Annotated in this window: 21 protein-coding genes; 16 read left to right on the top strand and 5 right to left on the bottom strand. The window is 62.5% G+C overall.

All coding sequences use genetic code 11. From position 1 onward, the window contains the following. Positions 1-3: 3 nt before the first annotated feature. From AC8GDA_RS08185 to AC8GDA_RS08175, 3 genes are read left to right on the top strand one after another with little or no spacing between them, the layout of a single operon-like run. The gene (locus tag AC8GDA_RS08185; RefSeq protein ID WP_506556040.1) at positions 4-1,773 is read left to right on the top strand and encodes a hypothetical protein; all 1,770 of its coding nucleotides are present in this window, start codon (positions 4-6) and stop codon (positions 1,771-1,773) included. Between the two features lie 16 nt (positions 1,774-1,789). Continuing rightward, positions 1,790-2,536 carry a hypothetical protein gene (locus AC8GDA_RS08180; protein WP_506556039.1) on the top strand — a complete coding sequence of 249 codons (747 nt, stop codon included), beginning with the start codon at positions 1,790-1,792 and terminating at the stop codon, positions 2,534-2,536. After that, complete coding sequence (locus AC8GDA_RS08175; RefSeq protein WP_506556038.1) at positions 2,503-3,555, top strand: hypothetical protein; 1,053 nt, start codon at positions 2,503-2,505, stop codon at positions 3,553-3,555. The genes AC8GDA_RS08180 and AC8GDA_RS08175 overlap by 34 nt, the downstream gene beginning before the upstream one ends. A 21-nt stretch (positions 3,556-3,576) precedes the next feature. On the opposite strand, the gene AC8GDA_RS08170 is transcribed toward AC8GDA_RS08175, so the two are convergent. Then, the gene (locus AC8GDA_RS08170) at positions 3,577-4,068 is read right to left on the bottom strand and encodes an Lcl C-terminal domain-containing protein (RefSeq protein WP_506556037.1); all 492 of its coding nucleotides are present in this window, start codon (positions 4,066-4,068) and stop codon (positions 3,577-3,579) included. 134 nt (positions 4,069-4,202) lie between these two features. Between AC8GDA_RS08170 and AC8GDA_RS08165 the strand changes: the two genes are divergently transcribed. After that, positions 4,203-4,961 (top strand): MotA/TolQ/ExbB proton channel family protein, encoded by a 759-nt coding sequence (locus tag AC8GDA_RS08165; protein ID WP_506556036.1) that lies wholly within the window; start codon positions 4,203-4,205, stop codon positions 4,959-4,961. A gap of 5 nt (positions 4,962-4,966) precedes the next feature. Next, positions 4,967-6,226, top strand: coding sequence for a flagellar motor protein MotB (locus tag AC8GDA_RS08160; protein WP_506556035.1), 1,260 nt, complete (start codon positions 4,967-4,969; stop codon positions 6,224-6,226). 63 nt (positions 6,227-6,289) lie between these two features. On the opposite strand, the gene AC8GDA_RS08155 is transcribed toward AC8GDA_RS08160, so the two are convergent. Continuing rightward, positions 6,290-7,498, bottom strand: coding sequence for a sigma-54 interaction domain-containing protein (locus AC8GDA_RS08155; RefSeq protein ID WP_506556034.1), 1,209 nt, complete (start codon positions 7,496-7,498; stop codon positions 6,290-6,292). A 76-nt stretch (positions 7,499-7,574) separates the two neighbouring features. Between AC8GDA_RS08155 and AC8GDA_RS08150 the strand changes: the two genes are divergently transcribed. The 5 genes from AC8GDA_RS08150 to AC8GDA_RS08130 are packed head-to-tail and all read left to right on the top strand — an operon-like array spanning position 7,575 to position 11,396. Further along, the gene (locus AC8GDA_RS08150; protein ID WP_506556033.1) at positions 7,575-8,144 is read left to right on the top strand and encodes an LPP20 family lipoprotein; all 570 of its coding nucleotides are present in this window, start codon (positions 7,575-7,577) and stop codon (positions 8,142-8,144) included. A 33-nt stretch (positions 8,145-8,177) separates the two neighbouring features. Continuing rightward, positions 8,178-9,344 (top strand): hypothetical protein, encoded by a 1,167-nt coding sequence (locus tag AC8GDA_RS08145; RefSeq protein ID WP_506556032.1) that lies wholly within the window; start codon positions 8,178-8,180, stop codon positions 9,342-9,344. Positions 9,345-9,367: 23 nt separating this feature from the next. After that, positions 9,368-9,922, top strand: coding sequence for a LysM peptidoglycan-binding domain-containing protein (locus AC8GDA_RS08140; RefSeq protein WP_506556031.1), 555 nt, complete (start codon positions 9,368-9,370; stop codon positions 9,920-9,922). 27 nt (positions 9,923-9,949) lie between these two features. Beyond that, positions 9,950-11,107, top strand: a complete 1,158-nt coding sequence (fliK, locus tag AC8GDA_RS08135; RefSeq protein ID WP_506556030.1) for a flagellar hook-length control protein FliK — start codon at positions 9,950-9,952, stop codon at positions 11,105-11,107. 13 nt (positions 11,108-11,120) lie between these two features. Then, positions 11,121-11,396 carry an EscU/YscU/HrcU family type III secretion system export apparatus switch protein gene (locus tag AC8GDA_RS08130; protein WP_506556029.1) on the top strand — a complete coding sequence of 92 codons (276 nt, stop codon included), beginning with the start codon at positions 11,121-11,123 and terminating at the stop codon, positions 11,394-11,396. Between the two features lie 16 nt (positions 11,397-11,412). Here the strand turns inward: AC8GDA_RS08130 and AC8GDA_RS08125 are convergent, their stop codons facing one another. The 3 genes from AC8GDA_RS08125 to flgA all read right to left on the bottom strand — a co-directional run bounded on the left by AC8GDA_RS08125 (position 11,413) and on the right by flgA (position 13,053). Continuing rightward, on the bottom strand, positions 11,413-11,793 hold the full coding sequence (locus tag AC8GDA_RS08125; protein ID WP_506556028.1) for a flagellar protein FlgN: 381 nt from the start codon (positions 11,791-11,793) through the stop codon (positions 11,413-11,415). Beyond that, a complete protein-coding gene (gene flgM / locus AC8GDA_RS08120; protein ID WP_506556027.1) occupies positions 11,777-12,091 on the bottom strand; it encodes a flagellar biosynthesis anti-sigma factor FlgM in 315 nt (104 codons plus the stop codon). The genes AC8GDA_RS08125 and flgM overlap by 17 nt, the downstream gene beginning before the upstream one ends. 122 nt (positions 12,092-12,213) lie before the next feature. Beyond that, positions 12,214-13,053, bottom strand: coding sequence for a flagellar basal body P-ring formation chaperone FlgA (gene flgA, locus AC8GDA_RS08115; protein ID WP_506556026.1), 840 nt, complete (start codon positions 13,051-13,053; stop codon positions 12,214-12,216). A 68-nt stretch (positions 13,054-13,121) separates the two neighbouring features. Here flgA and AC8GDA_RS08110 point away from each other — a divergent pair, with 68 nt between their 5' ends. The 6 genes from AC8GDA_RS08110 (at position 13,122) to AC8GDA_RS08085 (ending at position 19,486) form a co-directional block, all read left to right on the top strand. Continuing rightward, complete coding sequence (locus tag AC8GDA_RS08110) at positions 13,122-14,093, top strand: hypothetical protein (RefSeq protein ID WP_506556025.1); 972 nt, start codon at positions 13,122-13,124, stop codon at positions 14,091-14,093. A 117-nt stretch (positions 14,094-14,210) separates the two neighbouring features. Then, a complete protein-coding gene (flgB, locus tag AC8GDA_RS08105; protein ID WP_506556024.1) occupies positions 14,211-14,597 on the top strand; it encodes a flagellar basal body rod protein FlgB in 387 nt (128 codons plus the stop codon). A 26-nt stretch (positions 14,598-14,623) separates the two neighbouring features. Beyond that, a complete protein-coding gene (flgC, locus tag AC8GDA_RS08100; RefSeq protein WP_506556023.1) occupies positions 14,624-15,046 on the top strand; it encodes a flagellar basal body rod protein FlgC in 423 nt (140 codons plus the stop codon). Beyond that, positions 15,043-15,735, top strand: a complete 693-nt coding sequence (locus tag AC8GDA_RS08095; RefSeq protein ID WP_506556022.1) for a flagellar hook assembly protein FlgD — start codon at positions 15,043-15,045, stop codon at positions 15,733-15,735. Before flgC ends, AC8GDA_RS08095 begins: the two co-directional genes overlap by 4 nt. 33 nt (positions 15,736-15,768) lie before the next feature. Continuing rightward, entirely contained in the window at positions 15,769-18,693 is a 2,925-nt protein-coding gene (locus AC8GDA_RS08090; RefSeq protein ID WP_506556021.1) for a flagellar hook-basal body complex protein, read from the top strand. Between the two features lie 25 nt (positions 18,694-18,718). After that, positions 18,719-19,486 carry a flagellar hook-basal body complex protein gene (locus tag AC8GDA_RS08085; RefSeq protein ID WP_506556020.1) on the top strand — a complete coding sequence of 256 codons (768 nt, stop codon included), beginning with the start codon at positions 18,719-18,721 and terminating at the stop codon, positions 19,484-19,486. Positions 19,487-19,491: the final 5 nt, after the last annotated feature.

The following is a 19,491-nucleotide window of genomic DNA, read 5'->3' as shown; positions in this document are numbered from 1 at the left end:
GCGATGGACACCAACATCCCCACCCCTCCCGAAGAGTTGATTCCGACCACGGCCTTCTTCATGCGGCCTTCGGACAAGACCCGATACGACTACCTGATGCGCAGCCTCTTGGATGACAAGCGTGCTGCCATCTTGGTGAGCGACTGCGATGCGCTGCTCGACCACTACGGCCGCATGCTGGCTGACGCCCTTCGGAAGTCTCGAGAACTGGCGGTGGAGGTCTACTTTCCGAACAGCACCGAGGCGGTGCTCGCCCGTTTCAATCGCATCCTGGCCGACCTCACCGTGGCCGAGGCCATCAAGCCCGATGGCTCATCGGCCCCGCAGCGCCTGCTGCTGGTCTACGACGGCAAGGGCACCGGCCTGAAGGAGATTCAACTCCTGGCTCGACTGGTGAAGGACTTCCCTGGGGCCAATACCCGGATGGTGCTGCTGCTGCAGTCGCAAGGGGAGGATGCTGACAAGAAGATCGAGGCCTTTGGAAAAGTCGCGCTGCGTTGGGATGTGGAGCGGCCCACGTCCGATGAGGCCAAGACGCTACTGACTGACGCCCAGTCCAAGGGGATGGGCCCCGAGGTGCAGGCGCTCCTGGATGCCACCGGTGTTCACGGTTTTGAGGCAGCGCTGGCACTGCGCACAGGGCTGCGCGCGCTCGCCCTGGCCGATGAGGCGCTTGGCGATGAGCCCACCCCCAAGAAGCCCCTGGCCCAGGCGGCCTCTGGTTTTGGTGCGGCCATGGCCCAGGCTGCGGCCGCTCAGGCCTCCGGTCGAGAGCCCCACCTGGGGGCCGTTCGTCATCAAGGCCCACCCGACTCGGCGGCTTCAACGCGCATGGATTTGGATTCAGATGACATGGCTCGCAATGGGGCAGCCCAAGCCTTGGCCTCCGCTGCGCCAAAAAAGAAAATGCCAGGCGTGCTGGTCTTGGGCCTGGTGGCCCTGGGCGCCTCGGCAGCCATCACCTTGGTGCAGCATGAGCCTTGGAAGGCCTGGATGCCAGCGCCCACCGAGTCCGATGCGGAACTCATGGCCAAGGCACCCGATGAGAAAGAGGGCGGTGCGGCCAGTGAGGCGGCTGCCGAGGCCGAGGCAGACAAGGGCGCCACCGAGAACAACGACAAGGGCGCACCCGAATCCAGTGCGCCCGCGAACACTGTACCGAGCGCTGCGGCGGTGCCTTCCAATGCGACCGATGCGGCTGCGGCCAAGGCGGAACCTGCGTCCGCGGCAGCCGGTGCTGCGGGGGAGGTCACCGATGAGAAGGGCAGCCGTCGTCGCACCGATTCGAATGCCCGAGTGCTTGGCCCTGTGCCCGAGCAGTTGAGCGAACCTGAACTCAAACAGCAGCGGCAGAGCGGTCTCACGCCACGCGAGCCCGAGGCCATCCCCCAGGATTCACCGGTTCGCAATCCCATTGCCGCGCCGCGCGCAGTGGCCCAGGTGACAGCGCCGGCACCTGTGCAGGCTCCAAAGGATGCCAAAGACACCAAGGCCACGGCCGAGCCCCGTGGTCTGGCGCCAGGCTTTTATGTTCAGCATGCGTCACGCGGCACCCGCGCAGAGGTGGAGCGCTTCAAGGCCCAGAATCCCACGCTCTCCAAGGCGCGTGTGATTCGGCTCACACGGCAGGGTGCACCCGGCGACAACTGGGTGCTGCTCTCGGGCCCCTTTGCATCGCTGGATCAGGCCCGCGCCTTCCTCGCCCGAAAGGGCGTTCCATCCGACTCGTGGGTGCGGCCGGCCTCGGCCTTGCGCCCCTTGCTGGCGAACTGAACCACAGGAGCAGCCCATGGCCAAGAAAGAATCGGAAATCATTCGTTCGGAGGGCACCCATGAGGTGACCTTTGTCGAGGGCACCAATTCGGCTGCAGGCCGAAGGGCCACCCCACAGAGCAAAGACACACGCAAAATGGGTGGAGATCGCTTCGAGGTTGGTCCAGAGGGCAAAGGCGCCCAGGATCGTTATGCCTCTGGCGCAGCCGGCGACAAGGTCGACGACCGTTACGAGGGCCGTGGCTGGGACAGCATCCAAGACCGTCTGGAGGGTGCCGGCGGTGGCGAGGCCATTGAGGACCGGTATGCGGGCGGTGGCCCGGCCGACAGCATTCAAGACCGCATGGCTGGTGGTGGAGCCCCAGATGGCATTCAAGACCGCATGGCCGGCGGTGCAGGCCCCGGCGGCATCCAAGACCGCATGGAGGGCGGCGGCAGCCCGGCCCGTGGCGCCGGCGACCGTTTCGTGCCGCTCGACCAGGCCCTGGTGGCACGAGATCGGCTCATCCTGCAGCCGATTCCGGAGGCTCCCAAGCGCACCCACCGCCTCTATGAGGTGTTGGCCAAAGTGCCCAAGCCTGTCTTCCAGCCCGTGGAAATGTTCAAAGACGTGGAGCAGCTCAACACCCGGCTCACCGACATTCGCGGCCGCACCGACCAAATTCGCAAGGGGATGGCTCTAGAAGTCGGCATTGCTGCCGATCCAACCTCTACTAGAAAGGACAGCAAATGGCCAATGAAGAAAAAACTTCCGAAGCTCTAGAGCCCGTTTCCGATGCCGAGTCGGACGCCGACCAGCGTCAGGGGCTGGCCGACGAGCTTGAGCAGGCCATTGGCGAGGAGCCTGTCAACGAAGAGTTGATTGAGGAGCTGCGCGCGGCCGAGGCCGACTTTCGCGCGGCGGAGAAGTCGCACATTGAGGCGCGGCGCCAGGCCGAGAAGGCGGCAGAGCAGCTGCAGGCCATCATCGCCACTGTGCTGGATGCCGCCGAGGTGGCCAACAAGGCCGCCAGCTCCGCCTCGCTTAGCCACAAGTCGCTCTCCGATGCCACCACCAAGCTCACCAGGGGCTCTCAGGCCGGCACCAAGATGTCCTCCATTTTCTTGGGGGTGGCCGGATTTATTTTCCTGGGCTCCGCCGGTGCGCTCATTGCCATGACCATCCAGCTCAACCAGCGCGTGAACCAGGCCGACGCCCTCTTGGTCAAAATTGGCACGCAGGCCATTGGCCTGAAGGACAGCCTGGGCACTGTGGATTCCGTGGGTGAGAGCATCAAGGTCTTGTCGAGCAAGAACCAAGGCCTCATGACGGCCCAGACCGAGATTTCCGCCAAGGTGGTGGAACTTGGCACGGCGCTCAAGGCCATGCAGGAAGAAGCCGCCAAGCGGGATGCAGACATCAAGAAGACTGCGGCAGAGTCCTCCAAGGCCCTGCTCGAGGCCGCCAAGGCGCCGGCCAAGCCAGACCCCCAGCTTGCCAAGCTGCTGCAGGACGTCAATGCCCTCAGTGGGCAGGTGAAGTCGTTGAATGGGCAGGTCACCAATCAGACCAAGGCCCTGGGTGAGACCGGCGGAAAGATTGCGGCCGTGAACAAAGAGGTGCAGGACCTCAAGCGGGTGGGCGCCAATGTGGACACCCTGAAGAAAGAGGTGGAGGCCCTGATTGTGCTCGAGCGCCAGCGCTATCGGGAGGCATTGGAGGCGGCCACACGTCGAAACACGCAAGAGAAGTCCGTGGCCTTCCCCCGGGCGGAGCGACCGACTGGCACGGCCACGCCTTAAGGCGGCCCAGCCCGTCTACCGTTATTGATCGGTCACCAGCATGAGGAGATATCCATCTCGTTTGAAGGCCCGGCAGTGACCATGGCCGGTGTAGCTAAAGACCTGGCAGGCCTGGCCAATGGTGCCAACCTGCTCGGTGGACGTCCAGAAGTTCTCAAGGGGCAGGTTGGGGAAGGCATTGGGGTTGTAGGCCGGGTTCTGGCAGTCGGTCTCGCGCGCATCCTTCATTTCGCTGTAGGTGGGCAAGCGCCAGGTCTTGCCCGAGGCCTTGGAGAACTCTTGCGCATATTGATGGGCCTCATCCCAGGTGAGGCGAAGTGGGTCGCCCAGGCAGAGGCCGCCTTGAATGGTCTGGCCTGCGGCGCAGCGAAACCATTTGAGCCCCGAGCGGCTGTCGCGAACCACATTGTCGTTTTCGAGCACATACTCGCGCAGTTCCCCCGCCTTAAAGTGTGCATCACAGCGCGGGGTGTTTCGGGTGTCTGCACAGCCCGCCAGGGCCAGAAAAAACATGACAATCGGCCACGTTTTTGGAACAATTTTTGCACTATCGTGTGTCAGAGGATCGGGACGCAAGACGTTTTCCTGACATGAAGATTTGTTACAAGACTATACGACAGCCTCTTTAAAGTAGGAGTTCGACAGCAATGGATATCGCAACGATCATTGGTTTGGCGGGTGCCTTTGCCATGGTGATCATGGCCATGGGAGACCCCGGGCCGTTTATTGACATGCCATCGGTCTACATCGTGGTGCTTGGCACGGCTTTTACCGTGTTGGCCCGCTCGAGCATTCCTGAATTCATTGGTGCGATTGGCACGGGCATGAAGACCATCAAGTTCAAGGTGGAGTCCCCCGTGCAACTCATTGAGCGGCTCGTGGAGCTGGGCCAGATTGCCAAGAAAGACGGCATGATTGCGCTCGAAGGCCAGGACATCAGCAACAAGTTCATGGCCAAGGGCATCCGCATGATGGTGGACGGCACCGACCCCAAGATTATTCAAAAGGCCCTCGAGATCGAGGCCGCTCAGGTTGCAGCGCAAAACAAAACGGCACTCACGGTCTGGGCGTCGATTAAAGAAGTCGGCCCGGCCATGGGCATGATCGGAACGCTTGTGGGCCTGGTGATCATGCTGGGCAACATGTCAGACCCCAAATCGATCGGCCCTGCGTTCGCGGTGGCCTTGCTCACGACCATGTACGGTGCGGTGATTGCCAACATGCTCTGCATTCCAGTCATGGACAAGGTGAACAATCTGGATGCCGCAACCTCGACCAACAATGCGTTGATCATCGAGGCCCTCATGTTCATTGCCGAAGGTGGCAACCCACGCATGCTGCCCACCATTCTGGCGGGCTATGTGGCGCCGAAGGATCAGAAGAAGCTTGAGGCCATCGCAGGCTAACCTCCATGGCAGACGACGAGAACAAGAAGCCGGAAGAGGGCCAGCCGCCAGAAGAGGCGGCTGCTGCCGCGGCGCCACCGCCCCCGCCGGCTCCGGCCGAGGAGGAGGCGCCACCGCCGGCTGCGGAGGCGCCGGAAGAGAAGAAGTGCGAGGAGTGCCCCGACTGCCCCCCCGTCGGCGCGCCCGCCTGGATGGCCACCTTCGCAGACATGGCCACGCTGCTCATGGCCTTCTTCGTGCTCATTCTCTCGTTTGCTGAAATGAATGTGCCCAAGTTCAAGCAGATCTCGGGCTCCTTGAAGAACTCCTTTGGTGTGCAGCGGCTCATTCCCACGGTCGAACCGCCCAAGGCCACGAGCCTCATTGCCCAGCAGTTCTCGCCGGCCGTGGCCGAGCCCACGCCGGTGGCCTCCGTGCGCCAGCAGACCACCGACGAAACCCAGCGCGAGGTGGAACTCAAGACCGAGACCAAGACATCGGATGAGGCCACGGAAAAGGCGGCCAAGGCTGTCGAAAAGGCCCTTTCTCAAGAGGTGGCCAAAGGCCTGGTCGAGGTAAAGGCCGAGGGCCAGAAGGTGGTGGTGCAGATGAACCCGCCTGTGGCCAAGAACCCGGGTGCCGGTGGCGGCGCTGGTGAAAAGGGCGAGAAAACGGCCGGTGTGGTGCCACAAGAACAACTCGAGATTTTTGCCAAGGTGGCCGAGGCGCAGGCCCAGGTCACCGCGCAGGTGGAGGTGCGTCAGGCGCCTTCAGACAAACAAGCCTCACCGGCTGGGGCGAACGCCTCTGGCAAGGCCGGCTCGGGCATGGACGATGCCGAGAAAGACGCCCAGTTCGAGCGCATCAAGAACGACCTCGCCAAAGAGATTGCAGCCGGTCAGGCCGAGGTCATGCGCGATGGCGCCAAGATTGTGATTCGCCTGGCGGAGCAGGGCTCGTTCGTATCGGGTCAGGCCGACCTACAGCCCGGCTTCTTGCCCCTGTTGCAGAAGGTGGGCAAGACCATCTCCGACGGCAAGGGCAGTGTGAAGGTCGAGGGCCACACAGACAACGTGCCGGTCATTGAGAACCCCAAGTTCAAGTCGAACTGGGATCTCTCCGCGGCCCGCTCATCGGCCGTGGCCGACTTCCTCTCGGCCCGGGCCGGTGTTGCGCCCAACCGCATCAGTGTGAGTGGCCATGCCGACACCCGGCCGGTGGACAACAACACGACGCCCCAGGGCCGATCGCGTAATCGTCGCATTGAAGTGATCGTCGACGGCTGATTTCGCCTGGGGCATGTGGCACCGGCGTGGCCTCAACTGCGTCCGAACCCTGCCGGTCTTGCCCTAGGACGCGTCGGTGCCTGTGGCGTCCGCCTCAGGCCTGCATTTCAGGTCGTACTTGTTGATCTTCTCAATGAGCGTGGTGCGCTGAACACTCAGCAGCCGGGCGGTCTTCGACACATTTCCATCGGCCTGCTCCAAGGCCTGCTCAATGAGCGCGCGCTCGATGTCGGTGAGCCGCTTCTTCAAGGGCACGCCATCGAGCACCACCAGCGGTGTTCCCTGTGCCAATGAGATGAGGTCCTCCACCGGGTTGTAATCGCCGGGGGCCACGAGTGGGCGCGCAGTGCTCGCCACCACGGTCTCGGCTGAAGCAGTGATGCCCAGCAGGGCGTCGTGTTCGTCGGCTGCGGCCACTGCGGCAGAGCGGGCGGCTGCAGGTGCGGCAGTTGCTGCTGGCGCCGACCGAGGCAGTGAAATGTCTTGTACGCCGTGTGCGTTGCGCAGGCCCTTGGGCAGCATCTCGCGGGGAATGTCTCCCAGGCAGACCTTGCGGCCTGCGAACAAGGCGCTGAAGCGGGCCATCAGGTTGGAGAGTTCGCGAATGTTGCCCGGCCATTGGTAGCCCATGAGGGCCTCGATGAGGGCGGGGGTGGGCTCAATGGGGGGCAGGCCTCTGCTGGCGTGCAGCTTGGAGAAGTGGCGCATCAGGGCGGGTATGTCTTCTCGGCGCTCCCGCAGGGGGGGCGTGGTGAGCGGCAGCACATTGAGCCGGTAATACAGGTCTTCCCGGAATCGGCCGGCCTCCACCTCGTGCTCGAGGTCTCTGTGGGTGGCCGCCACCACACGAACATCGACCTTGATGGGCTTGCCACCACCCACGGGCTCGACCACCCGTTCCTGGATGGCCCGCAGCAGCTTGACCTGCATGTCCAGGGCCAGGTCGCCGATTTCGTCCAAGAAGAGGGTGCCGCCGTGGGCGAGCTCGAAGCGGCCGACCCGGTCGGCCACCGCCCCTGTGAACGAGCCGCGCTTGTGGCCAAAGAGCTCGCTCTCAATGAGTTCCCGGGGAATGGCCCCGCAGTTGACGGGCACCAGGTTCTTTTCGGCGCGCGGCGAACAGTCGTGCAGGGACTTGGCCACCAGTTCCTTTCCGGTGCCACTTTCCCCAATAATCAACACGGTGGCGTCTGAGTGCGCCACCGATTCGATCAGTCGCTTGAGGCTTAAAGTCGGCGGGCTGCTGCCGATGATGCTATTGAGTGCGTTCAAAAGTCTGTGGTGGCTAAAGCCCTCGAGATTGGGGTCGAAACTAAGCCATAGGCATGATACTAGGGAAGCCAACACCATGAAGCGTCATCTGATTCAAATCCTCATTTCATCGGCCGCCATGGCCTTGTCGGCCTGCGTGGCCATGCCGGTCGAGAAAAAGGCCACCGTGGTCGAGCCGCCTGCACCCGCTGCAGCCCCGGCCCCCACCCTGGCAGAGAAATATCCCGGCTCCACCGGCGCCCGGGCTGCCGCGGCCAAGTCCAACGTGAACATGGCCTCGCCCATGGCCGACAAGCGCGATGCACTCACCTCCACCGGCTATGCCGTGGTGAGCGTGCAAAACCACCGTCTGCCCGCACAGCAACGGCTCATGGCCATTCGGGCCTCCAAGCTCGATGCCTACCGGGGCCTCACCGAGCAGGTCTATGGCCAGCAGTTGGATGCCCGCACCACGGTGGCCGACATGGTCATCCAGAGCGACAGCTTCCGGGCCCGGGTCGAGGGTGTGATCTACGGCGCCCGCCTGGAGAGCATCACGCCCGTGGGTGACGACACCTACGAGACCACGCTCACCCTGGACGGTGCCGTGGTCAACGACCTGCGCCTGCTCTATCTCGAGCAGCTCGCCGCCCAGCGTCCGCGCTGATCCGGTTCTGACCCTGCCCTGCTGGGGACGATCATGATCGCGTTGGCTTCTCGATGGGTCGCTCTGGTGGGTGCAGGGTTGCTTCTCTCAGTGGGCGCGCTGGCGGAGTCGGGCGCGTCTGCCAAGGGCCCTTCGGGCCCGCTGCCGGCCGAGGCACGGCTCGAGGCCATTCGCGCAGAACTCATTGAAGCCGCCACCAAGGCCCGAACCCGCGTGCGGTCCGTGGCCTGGATTGATGAAAATGGCAGCCTTCAAGAGGCGGCCCGGTTCACCTCCGATGTGCAGGTGCGTGGGGTTCGGGGGGTTCGCGTGAACAACTACCTGGCCCCCCAGGTGGACATGGGCCGTGAACTCGAGGCCCTGCCCACGCCCAGCGCCGAGGCCTGTGCCGAGGACATGGGCAATCACCGGCGGCATGCGCTCTTTCGGGTGCTGCCCGGGGTGCCAGGGCCGTTTCTCTCGAATGCCCAGATCGCCCAGTTTTCCCAGAGCTTTGGCCAGGAGCTGGTGAGCCTGTTGGCCGCCGAGACCGGCTGGTCGCTCACGGTGGCCAGGTCGCAGGCCTACTCGGGTCAGACCATGAGCCGCTATGAAGAGTCGCTCGTGCGTCGCATCCAAGACGAGGCACCCTATGTGGTGACGGTTCAGTTGCAAGACCTGGGCCCCTTGCCGCCGCAGCCAAGGGGCTTTGTCTCGGACTCGCTCATGGCCATTGGGCTCACGCAGTCCCCGGCCGAGCAGGGGTTGTTGGGTCTCACAGTGGTCTTGTCGGATCGCGTCTCGGGCCAGTCGGTCTTTGCGCGCCAGGTGCGGCTCGCACTCACCCGCAAGCCCAAGGGTTACTTGGATGTTCCCGAGTTGCAATTGGCCGAGCCCGAGATTGCAAAAACGGCTTTGGGCGGCTTGCAGCGGGATTTCCGCCAGCACATGGCCTGCGACAAGCCCGAGTACCCCGTGATCGAGCGTCAGCCCAGCGGCGAGTTGGTGATCAATGGCGGCGCCAGGGTCGGTCTGCGCGCCGGTGAGCAACTCTTGCTCACGCGGTCTGGACAAGTGCCGAAACGAATTTTAGAGTCGGGCGTGGCCGCAGGCCTGGCCCTTGCAGAGGTTGTGTCGGTGGTGGAAGATCGAGCTGTTGTGAAGGTGATCGCAGGGCCTCGCCCCGCATCACTCGAGCAGCTTGTGGTCTCGCCACTCTGATGCCTACATTGAAAGGGTTGTTTATGAGATCGCTGTCCGTTGCCGTGTTTGTTGTTCAATCGGTTGCCGTGGTGGGCCTGCTCACTGCAGGCGCTGCCCAGGCCCAGCCCATGCCCGACACCGCCCAGGCGCTGCGCACCTTGATGGGCCCCTCCAAGCAGCCGGGCACCGGCATGGCCCCCGAGGCATCTGCCATGCCGCAGGGGCACATGGTGCTCACCAAACCGGGCGACACCCTGGCCAAGATTTTGGCGGCCAACCTCGGCCCACACCCCTACAACCCCAAGGCTGTGCATCAGGCGGTGGCCGCCATGAACCCGCAGGCCTTCAACAAAGGCAATCCGAATCGGCTGATTGCTGGGGTGATGCTTCGGCTGCCCAGCCCCACGGAGCTTCATGCGGTGCTCACGGGCCAGATGATGCCTGCCTCGGCGGCTGCCCGCGGCGCGTCGGGCGCCATGGGCACGGCCTCAGCCCAGGTTGGCCAGATGCATGCAGTGCCGAACCTTCCCAACAACGCCCCCACGGGAGCGGAAGATTTCGAGCGTCATCGCGGGTGGGTGCGGTTCCCCCGCTGATTCAGCCTTCGTGACGGGGCCCCTCACATGCTGACGGGCCCCGATGCCATTGGGGTGGCGGGTGGCAAGCCCTTGCCCATCTACCTGGAAGGCCGCCTGATTCCTGTGGCCGATGCGGTCGGCCGAGAACTCGGGCTTAAATTCAATGAAGTGGTGCGTGGGGTGGTCGAGGCCCGCGCAGAGTCTTTGCTGCTCAAGCTCAACGGCCGAGAGGTCGAACTGCCCGCCCAACTGAAGTTCCGGCCGGGCGAGGTGCTGTGGCTGCGTTACACCGAGATGGGCCGGGGCATGGTGCTCGTGCCGCAGGCGGGCCCCGGTGCGGTGGCCGGTGGGGCGGCCGGCGCAGCCGGGCAGGCTGGGGCCGCTGGGTCGGCGGGGCTGCCTGGGCCCATCGCCGCGCCACCACCGGCGGGCGGGCTCTCGCCCGCCGTGGCCAGCCTCTTTCTGCGGCCAGCCGATTTCTCGGGGCTGCTCTCATTGCTCTCGGGGGCAGCCTTTGTCGGCCTGGCCCAGCGGGCGCAGGGGGGGTCCTCCACCGTGGGCATCAACGCGCTCGGGCAGTGGCTCTCGCAACGTCCGGCCATGGGCCGACTCTCGGCCGATGGTGTACGCCAGGCCTTGCGGGCCAGTGGCCTCTTTACTGAGGCGGCCTTGGGCAAGGGCGGCGCCATCCCGGGGGACCTGAAGTTGGCCATGCGCCAGGTGCTCATGCAGATGCAGACCGAGATGGTCTCCGGCCTGCGTGAGCAGTTGGAGTCTGGGCTTCATGAGCTCGAGAGCGCCCAGGCCGATGCCTTGGGGGTCTCCGCCCAGCGAGACTTGGGCTTTAGTTTCATCATTCCCTTCCGGGATGCCGACCCGGTGCTGGTCTCCTTCTTTCGGCCACGCCGCACCCCGCAAGACCCGAACCCTCCGGCGGTGGTCAACCTCTACACCTCGAGCGAGAGCCTGGGCGAGGTCTGGATGAAGACGGTCATCGAGGTCTCCGACACCATCTCGCTCACCATGTGGGCCGAACGGGAGGACCTGGCCAAACGGGCCCGGGCCGCGATGGGCGAACTCGAAGACGAGATGACCAGTGCCGGCCTGGTGCTCAAGAGCATGGTGGTGCTGCATGGCCGCCGGCCCGAGGAGGGCGTGGCCGTGGAGGCCCGACCCGGCGCCGTGCTGGATTTAAAGGCTTAGGGGAGCGTTCACGATGCTCAAGAGCAAGCGCGAGGCGGTGGCCCTGGAATACGGTGTGAACAAGACACCGGTGGTGGTGGCCAAGGGCTCCGAAGAAATTGCCGAGCGCATTCTGGCCGAGGCCCGCAAGCATGGGGTTTATGTGGCCCAAGACCCGCAGCTGCTGGCCATGCTCGCACGGCTTGACATCGACCAAGAGATTCCGCCCAACCTCTATGCGGCGGTGGCGGTGATTTTGTCGTGGGCTTACTGGTTAAAGGGCATGGAGCCCGGCGACGAGAAGGCTTAGTGCTTGCGGCAGGTGATTAAGCGTCGGCCAGTCCGCGGCTGCGGCGGTTGACACTCATGCGGCCCATGCGGTCGTAGACCTCCACGGAACTCGCCGCATCGGCCCCTTGCAGGGTTTTCAGCGCGGCCCGAATGGCATCGAGTTTGCGCTGCACAAGAATCTGGTTGCGGCGGTGGTGGTCTCGGCACTGCCGAATGACCTCTCGGAAGGGCTCCCAGGCCTGCGCTTCGGGGCCCTCTTCGGGTAGAGCCAAAGCGCCCAGTTCTTGCAAGATGGCGGCTTTTTCAGACTGATGAGACTCAAATGCCGTGAGATCCTGAATTTTAAGGGCCTCAAACTCGGCGTCTAGGAGCGCCAGCAGGCGCTCCGCTTGGGGAAGGCTATCGCTCGGCCGCACCCGAGATCATTCGTTCAAGCGAGACAAAACTCTCTGCAATGCGCCGGGCATCCAGGGGGTAGTTGCCATCGCGAATGGCCTGCTTGATGCGCTCGACCTTGTCGGCATCGAAATCCGGAGCGGCCATGGCGCGGGCGTCGATGCCGCTCAGCTCCACACGGTCTTCTGCGGGTTCGGGTGCGCGAGACGAGGCCGACTGGGCGGCGTCGCGCTTGTCGTCTTCGATCTTCTTGAGTCGGTTCTCCGCCGCGAGGTCTGCCCGCGCGGCGCGGCCCAAACTGGAAATGGAATCAGCCATGGTTGTGTCCTTTAGACGTCACTTTACCTGTTGTCTTGAGAATCGGCACCATTTTGAGGAACTGAAGGCCTTTACTGGAAAATTCGTGAAAAAAGGTCAGGGTTGGGTGCGGGGCCGGACACTTAAGAAGCCCTGGCCTGGCCACGGCCCACCACCTGGCCCGTGGTAATTCGACCGGACTCTTTGTTTTTAAAGCGAATTTGGTCTCCGAAGCGGCCATCTTCGAGGGCCTCCACGGTGATCTGAATGCTCAGGCCCGGCACCCGTTGCACCGCGAGCACCACCGGCTGCCCCCGACGCACGAGCACGGCGGGCCGAAGGTCGCTGGCTCGAATGGCCTGGCCGGCCGGAATGGCCCGAACCACTTGGGCGAACTCCAGGCCGTCGGTGGTGGTGAAGTAGGTGCTCGCAGGCCCGGCGAGTGGACGCTCCTGTAACTCAAAAAGGGCTGGGTCCACGGGCTGGTTGGCCGACAGGTTGGCCAGCGCCACCACCACTTTGCGCATCGACGGGCCTGCGGGCGTGGGCCGGCTGGCGGCGGGGCGGGCTGCAGCCTGGGCTGAAGCCGAGGCGGCAGCGTCGGTTCGCTGAAGGAAGACCGTCCAGTCGGGCTTGAGGCATCGGGCCCGAAGGCTGGCCGGCTGGCTGGGGAAGGGTTGGTCGAACCGAATGGGGCCCTGGCAGCCCTGTATTTGAAGTCGCGCATCGAGCGGAGCAAAGGCAATGGAGGTGTCCGCGGTCTGACCGGGCTTGCTGCCCGAGAGCCACTGCTGGGCCTGCTCAATGAGCGCAGCCTCGGCGGAATTGGGTTGAGCACTGCTGGGTGCGCTGGGTGCCGCTTGGGCGGTGGCCAGCAAACTTGTTGCTGCCAAGGTCAAACCGAGCCCCCAAGAGACAAGCCGTGGCAGGCGCGGGCGCTCATGGGCCCAGGGCATGTCTCGACGGTGTATGTAAGCGTTCATTTGCATGCCAGCCTTCAAGCAAAACCCAGACCAATTTTGTTGGCACGGCTTTCGCTTCCACGCTCGGCATGAAAGTAAATGTTCAACCCGGCGACACCCTTTCTGGCCTCACACGGCAGGCCCTGGGGCAGCTTGGCCAGATGCGGCCTGCAGATGCACAGCGCATGCCATTCCGCGACCTCATGGCCCGCATCCACACGGTGGCCGAACACAATCAAATTCAAAATCCAGACCGCATCCTGGCGGGCCAAACCATTGATTTTTCTGCACTAATCAATGGGGGCTCCATGGCGAAGGGCCCCGTGCCGGGTGGATTGGCACAGGCCGCAGGCCAGCCTCGACTGGCCGACACCCTGGCGGCCAACGAGGCCGCAGCCGTGGTGCTTGGCGAGCGAACCGGCACCCAGTACCGGGTGCTCGAGCGCACGCTGGACCGAGCCGTGGCCAAGGGCTACATCCCCACAGGCGAGGTGGCGGAGGTGAAGCGCCGAATTCTCGACATGTCTCGAGAGCACCGATTCAACCCCGACGACTTTGCTCGCGTGGCCCTCATGGAGAGCGATGGACTGAACCCGCGGGCCACCAACGGCAACTGCCATGGGGTCATTCAGTTCTGTGATGGCCCGGACCGGGGTGCCGCCAGCGCGGGCTACGGCAAGCAGCCCGAGAAAATTCTGGATCTCAGCGTGCTCGAGCAACTGGATTTGGTCGAGCGCTACTTTGAAGACACCGGCCTGCAGCAGTACAAGCCCGCCTCACTCGACAACCTCTATTTAACTGTTCTGTACCCCGCTGGCCGAAACGAGCGTCAGATGCACCGCGACCTGGGCGTACCCGGCCCTCAGGCGGCCGCCCTGCATGTGGGGGGCAATCAGAACGCACCCATCACCCGGGCGTCTCTGCGCAAAGGCTTGGTGGAGAACGCCAACGCGCGCCTGACCCAGTTCGCCTTGGCCCAGGCCCAGCGCGAACCCCTGGCGAAGGCCGAGACCAATGGCTGGCGCCGGCCTGCCACCAAAGAACTGTTGGCCGTGCGATGACCTGCGAACACAAACAACGCAATCAGACCCTGTGCAACGGCAAGACCTTGCCGCTTTGGGCATGGCATGGCCGTTGCATGAATCGACCCGACCAGTCATTTCTTGAGAGAGGCTGAGATGAAATTACTCGACAACGCATTTGGCATTCATGAGCGCGCACTGGCGGTTCGGAATCGTCGCGTCGAAATTTTGTCCCAGAACATCGCCAACGTGGACACGCCCAACTACAAGGCGCGTGACATCGACTTCAAGAAGATGATTGCCGGGGCCGAGGGCGTGAAGATCAAGGCCACCGATAACCGGCACTACGAGATTGCCAAGGTTGAAAACGAGCCCGACGGCCTGAAGTTCCGCATCCCGTTCAACGCCGCCACCGATGGCAACACGGTGGAGATGGCGGTGGAGCAGGCCCAGTTTGGTAAGGCCACCGCCGACTACCAGGCCACCCTCATGTTCTTGGAAAACCGCATCTCGGGCATTCGAAAAGCCCTTCGCGGTGAATAACGGCATCGACCCATAGGAGCCTTGCCATGATTGACAACATCTTTGGAATCGCGGGCACTGCACTCAACGCGCAGCTCACCCGCATGAACCTCACGGCCTCCAACCTGGCCAACCAGAACACCACGGCCCCCACCGAGCAAGAAGCCTTCAAGGCCAAGCGCACGGTCTTCAAGGCGCTGCTCTCCACCGCAGACACCCACCCCGGTGCCAACTACGTCGGCGGCGTACGGGTGGACAAGATCGTGGACGTGCAGAACCCCAACCCGCGGGTCTATGAGCCCGGCAGTCCACATGCCGACAAAGACGGCTATGTCTTCATGAGCAATGTGAACGAGGTGACCGAGATGGTCGAGATGATGGCCGCGGCCCGCACCTACCAGAACAACGTCGAGGTGGTGAACACCGCCAAGGCCCTGATGATGAAAACCCTGGAGGTGACCCGTTCATGAGCATCAATGCCTCGACCCTTCAGATGCCGGCGACCATTCCCACGGTCTCGGGAATCACCAAGGATTACACCAAGATGCAGAACGAGGAGATGGGCCAGCGTGAGTTCCTGCTGCTCTTCACCACGCAGCTGCAGAACCAGAACCCGCTGGACCCAATGGAAAACGAAGCCTTCGTGGCCCAGTTGGCCCAGTTCTCGCAGTTGGAGGCCACCACCAGCATGAGCGATCAGATGAAAGACCTGGTGACCTCGCTCAAGGGTGAGCGGCTCATGAACGGGGCGCATCTCATTGGCAAGAGCGTGGCGGTGCCCGATGGCCCCGCCATTCTGAAGGACGGCGCTGCCATTGCCGGCGTGATCACCGTGCCCAATGGGGCCAACAGCGTGAATCTGTCGGTCTATGACAAGAACGGCTCGCTCGTGAAGAGCCAGGAGCTTGGCCGCAAGGCGCCAGGCGATGTCACCGTGCGTTGGGATGGCACCAATGCCCGTGGCGAAAAGATGCCGGATGGCGCCTACCGCGTCGTGGCCACCGTGAATGGATTCAACGGTGAAGTGACCAAGGTGCCCATTGCCACCCCAGATGTGGTGAAAAGCGTGACCTACAGCACCGAATTCAACGACCTGATTCTCGAGACCCAGAGCGGGGCCACGGTGAATTTCAGTCAAGTCAAACAGATCAACGGCTAACGGCCGCATTCAGATTCCAAGGAGAGCACCACCATGTCGTTCTATACCGCCCTAACCGGATTGAATGCCGCCACCGCCCAGCTCGGTGTGACCAGTAACAACATTGCCAACGTGGGCACCACTGGCTTTAAACGCTCGCGCGCAGACTTCGGTGACATCTTCGCCACCTCGCCTTTGCAGAAAGCTTCTTCAGTGATTGGTCAGGGTGTGGCCTTGAAGTCGGTGACTCAGGAGTTCTCCCAGGGCAACATTCAGTTTTCGGCGAGTTCGCTGGACATCGCCATTACCGGTGACGGCTTCTTTCCCTTGAAGTCTGCCGATGGCCTGCAGGACATCTACACCCGAAACGGCACCTTCTTACTGGATGAGTCATTTGCCGTGGTGAACTCCGCAGACCAGGCCCTCATGGCGGCGAGCGTGGACTCCTCCGGAAAGGCGGACCTCGAGAACCTTCGTAAGCTCATCATTCCGCGCTCGACCACGGGCGACGCCCGCGAGACCACCGAGATTGAACTCAGCCTGAACGTGCCGGCCGACGGTGAAGTGAAGACCGTGGCCTTTGATCCACTCGACCCTTCCACCTACAACCTCACCACGGCTGTGACTGTGTTCGACGCCGGTGGCAACGAATACCTGGCCACGGTGTACTACGCCAAGACCCAGCGTGCGAGCCCAGATGCGCCCGAGAACAAATGGCAGACCTACGTCTATATTGGCGACACCAAGCTCGACGAGTTCTTGATTCAGGCGCAGAGCCCGAAAGGCGAGGCCCTGTATGTGAACAAGTATGGCCAGGTTCAGCCCGAGAGCGCCATTCCGCCACAGGACATTGCACGGGGCATCACCAAGCTGTTTAACCTCGATCGACTCACCGACAAGGAGCCGTCGCAGGCGGCAGAGTACACCGGGGCAGCCATTGACGGAACGATTGTGAGCAAACTGGCCTCTGGCACCTTTGATGTGTACGACGAAGTCATTGCAGAAACAGGTTATTCGGCGGCCGCCATCGCCACCAACGGGATTGCCGTGAGCCTCAATATCGATAGCTCCCCAACACCCGTTCGCATCGAGTTGGGAGATCTCTTTGACAGCTCGGCGCAGCCACTCAGTGGTGTGGAGTTGGCTCGTGTTCTGGAGGGAAAGATCAACAAGGCCTACGGGGATTTAAGAACTTTTGACCTCTCAGACCTTCGCGCTTCAACGACCACATCAGACCAGAACTATCATGTAGCCAATCTTTTCACTGTGCGGGTTGTCACGGATGCGGGTTCCACCACTGAGAAGAATATCTCGATTGACGTGGACGCCAACAATGACGGGACCCCGGAGTATGACCTCTCAGCCCTGACCATTGAGGATTTTGAGACGCTGGTGCAAGCGGCTTTATCGAACACCACGACTGGGTTCGGAACAAATGCGCCAACGTTCTCCTACTCGCCGTCATCCCAGACGATTCTTTTCGCGCCAAAGGCAGCCACCACCGTCTCTGTCAAGTCTTACGGAACCACCGCAACGAGTGAACTATTTGACTTAACCTCTACCTATGCGGTGATCGATGATGAGACCGACAGCTACGGCGGCCTGGTGATCCCCAACGGCGACTCTATTCGCGAATATGAGGCCCGCTACTCCGACAGCGATCAGCGCACGGGCATTCGGGTTCGGTTTGATGCCACCACGGGCACGTTCAGCATCTTTTCGGGCACTACAGGTGACGAATCTTCCGTTGAAATTCTTTACCCAACGGTGGCTGCCACGGCATCAACAACGGGGGTTCGATACACGGCTGACGACTATCCAACGACTCCGGCGACTTCGACGGATGCCAATGTCATCGCCTTTGAGGCATTCAAGGCCATCTTCGCTTTTGAACCGGGTGAAACCGCTTCGGAAGACCTTCCCACCCGCGGTGTTCGTTCGCTTCCGGCCTCGGTGGTCGGCACGCCGATCGGCCTGAACCTCGACAACCGCTTCACGCTGAGTTCTGAGACCAACCGCTTTACTGTGACTGTGGACAACGTGACGGGCCTGATCGAGTTGCCCATCGGCGAAGAATTCACGAAAGAGTCGTTCCGTGAGGAGCTGGAGTTCAGAATCAACTCTCTGGAGGACACGCGTGGCCGCTCGGTCAACGGCGTAAGGGTGACTTATGAGACGGTTGGTAATACCACCCAACTTCGAATCACGACCGGCACCGAGGGGGATGACTCCTTCCTGAAAATCACGGGCCCGAGCATTTGGGGCTTGCAAGACCTGCCCAGTGGCCGGGGTAGCACCGAGCGCTGGCTGGTGCCCCCTCAGGCGGAGAACGCCAACGGCGTGCCGCTCTATGTGGACCGTGACGGCAACGAGACCACCCAGGCTGGCGACTTCTCGGAAGACGAGACTCGAGAGCTTTGGTCACCCATCTTCCTAGACAAGGGCGAACTTACCTTTAATACTGCGGGTAACCTGGTTTCGCCACGCGAGTCGATTGCCTTTAAGGCTACCACCATTGGTGACACCGGTGCCACGCTGCAGTTCTCCATCAATTACGACGGTTCCACCCAGTTCTCCTCGCCGTTTTCGGTGTTGGCCCAGAACCAGAACGGCCGCCCCGAGGGCGACCTGATTGGCCTGGACATTGGTGACGACGGCCTGGTGTCTGCCAACTACTCCAATGGCTCGCAGAAGAACCTGGCCAAAATTATTCTTGCCAACTTCTCTGCCCCCACGGGCTTGCGTCAGATTGGTGATGCCAGCTACTACGCCACCTCTAAGTCGGGTGCTGTGACACTCGGTGAAGCCGGCACGGCGGGTTTCGGAACAGTTCGAGCCGGTGCCCGCGAGCGGGCCAATGTGGACCTCACTCAGGAACTCATTGAACTCATCACGGCGCAGCGAAACTTCCAGGCCAACGCGAAGGCGATTGAGACCAACAACACGTTGACGCAGGCCATCATCAACATCCGGAGTTAATTCGGGAGTGAATAGGACTTAAGCCATGGATCGCCTTGCCTACACCGCCTTAAATTCCATCAATGAGCGTCGCACCAGCCGGCACGTGCTGGCCAACGAACTCGCGAATGTCTCGACGACGGGCTTTAAGCGCAGCTACGAGGCGGCCATGCAGGCGGTCAAGACCGAGGGCATCGGATACGACACCCGCATCTCGCCGCAAATGGAAAAGATTGATCGGGTCTTCCTGACGCCGGGCGCACTCATGGTGACCGGCCAGGCCACCGACATCGCCATTCTGGAGCAGGGTGTGATGGGTGTTCAGGCACCCAACGGCGAGGTGGCCTTCACCCGCCGCGGCGACCTAAAGACCAATGTGAATGGCGTGCTCGAAAACGGCCAAGGCCACTTGGTGCTGGACGAGGGCGGTGCCCCCATCACAGTGCCCCCCGGTTTTTTAGTAAACATCACCAAGCAGGGCGGCGTGTTTGTGCGCAACCCCACGGAGCCCGCACCTCAGGCGGAGGTGCCCGTGGCCCAGCTCATGCTGCGTGATGCCAGCGAAACAGTGTTGGTGCGCCGGGAAGATGGTCTCTTCGAGCCCTTCATCGACGGCGTTCGCCAGCCGGGCGATTTCCCCACGGGCCCCAAGGCCGTGGAAGTAGCTCCCGGTGCCCTCGAGGGCAGCAATGTGAACCCCATCACCGCCATGGTAAAGCTCATTGATGAGAGCCGCTCCTTCGAATCCAGCATTCGATTCATCAAATCTGCCAAAGAAATCGACGAAAGCGGCTCGCAACTCTTGCGCGCCTAGCGGCA

This window comes from Hahnella aquatica (SeqCode) (genome assembly GCF_965194505.1).
In the GTDB taxonomy this organism is placed as follows: domain Bacteria; phylum Pseudomonadota; class Gammaproteobacteria; order Burkholderiales; family Burkholderiaceae_A; genus Hahnella; species Hahnella aquatica.
This window is presented reverse-complemented; position numbering and strand designations above follow the sequence as displayed.

Coding starts and splice junctions, on each gene's coding strand:
- AC8GDA_RS08180 (WP_506556039.1), top strand. CDS start 1,790: ATGGCCAAGAAAGAATCGGAAATCATTCGTTCGGAGGGCACCCATGAG.
- AC8GDA_RS08160 (WP_506556035.1), top strand. CDS start 4,967: ATGGCAGACGACGAGAACAAGAAGCCGGAAGAGGGCCAGCCGCCAGAA.
- AC8GDA_RS08110 (WP_506556025.1), top strand. CDS start 13,122: ATGAAAGTAAATGTTCAACCCGGCGACACCCTTTCTGGCCTCACACGG.
- AC8GDA_RS08170 (WP_506556037.1), bottom strand. CDS start 4,068: ATGTTTTTTCTGGCCCTGGCGGGCTGTGCAGACACCCGAAACACCCCG.
- AC8GDA_RS08140 (WP_506556031.1), top strand. CDS start 9,368: ATGAGATCGCTGTCCGTTGCCGTGTTTGTTGTTCAATCGGTTGCCGTG.
- AC8GDA_RS08085 (WP_506556020.1), top strand. CDS start 18,719: ATGGATCGCCTTGCCTACACCGCCTTAAATTCCATCAATGAGCGTCGC.
- AC8GDA_RS08145 (WP_506556032.1), top strand. CDS start 8,178: ATGATCGCGTTGGCTTCTCGATGGGTCGCTCTGGTGGGTGCAGGGTTG.
- flgB (WP_506556024.1), top strand. CDS start 14,211: ATGAAATTACTCGACAACGCATTTGGCATTCATGAGCGCGCACTGGCG.
- AC8GDA_RS08150 (WP_506556033.1), top strand. CDS start 7,575: ATGAAGCGTCATCTGATTCAAATCCTCATTTCATCGGCCGCCATGGCC.
- AC8GDA_RS08130 (WP_506556029.1), top strand. CDS start 11,121: ATGCTCAAGAGCAAGCGCGAGGCGGTGGCCCTGGAATACGGTGTGAAC.
- AC8GDA_RS08165 (WP_506556036.1), top strand. CDS start 4,203: ATGGATATCGCAACGATCATTGGTTTGGCGGGTGCCTTTGCCATGGTG.
- flgA (WP_506556026.1), bottom strand. CDS start 13,053: ATGAACGCTTACATACACCGTCGAGACATGCCCTGGGCCCATGAGCGC.
- flgC (WP_506556023.1), top strand. CDS start 14,624: ATGATTGACAACATCTTTGGAATCGCGGGCACTGCACTCAACGCGCAG.
- AC8GDA_RS08185 (WP_506556040.1), top strand. CDS start 4: ATGGACACCAACATCCCCACCCCTCCCGAAGAGTTGATTCCGACCACG.
- flgM (WP_506556027.1), bottom strand. CDS start 12,091: ATGGCTGATTCCATTTCCAGTTTGGGCCGCGCCGCGCGGGCAGACCTC.
- fliK (WP_506556030.1), top strand. CDS start 9,950: ATGCTGACGGGCCCCGATGCCATTGGGGTGGCGGGTGGCAAGCCCTTG.
- AC8GDA_RS08090 (WP_506556021.1), top strand. CDS start 15,769: ATGTCGTTCTATACCGCCCTAACCGGATTGAATGCCGCCACCGCCCAG.
- AC8GDA_RS08095 (WP_506556022.1), top strand. CDS start 15,043: ATGAGCATCAATGCCTCGACCCTTCAGATGCCGGCGACCATTCCCACG.
- AC8GDA_RS08175 (WP_506556038.1), top strand. CDS start 2,503: ATGGCCAATGAAGAAAAAACTTCCGAAGCTCTAGAGCCCGTTTCCGAT.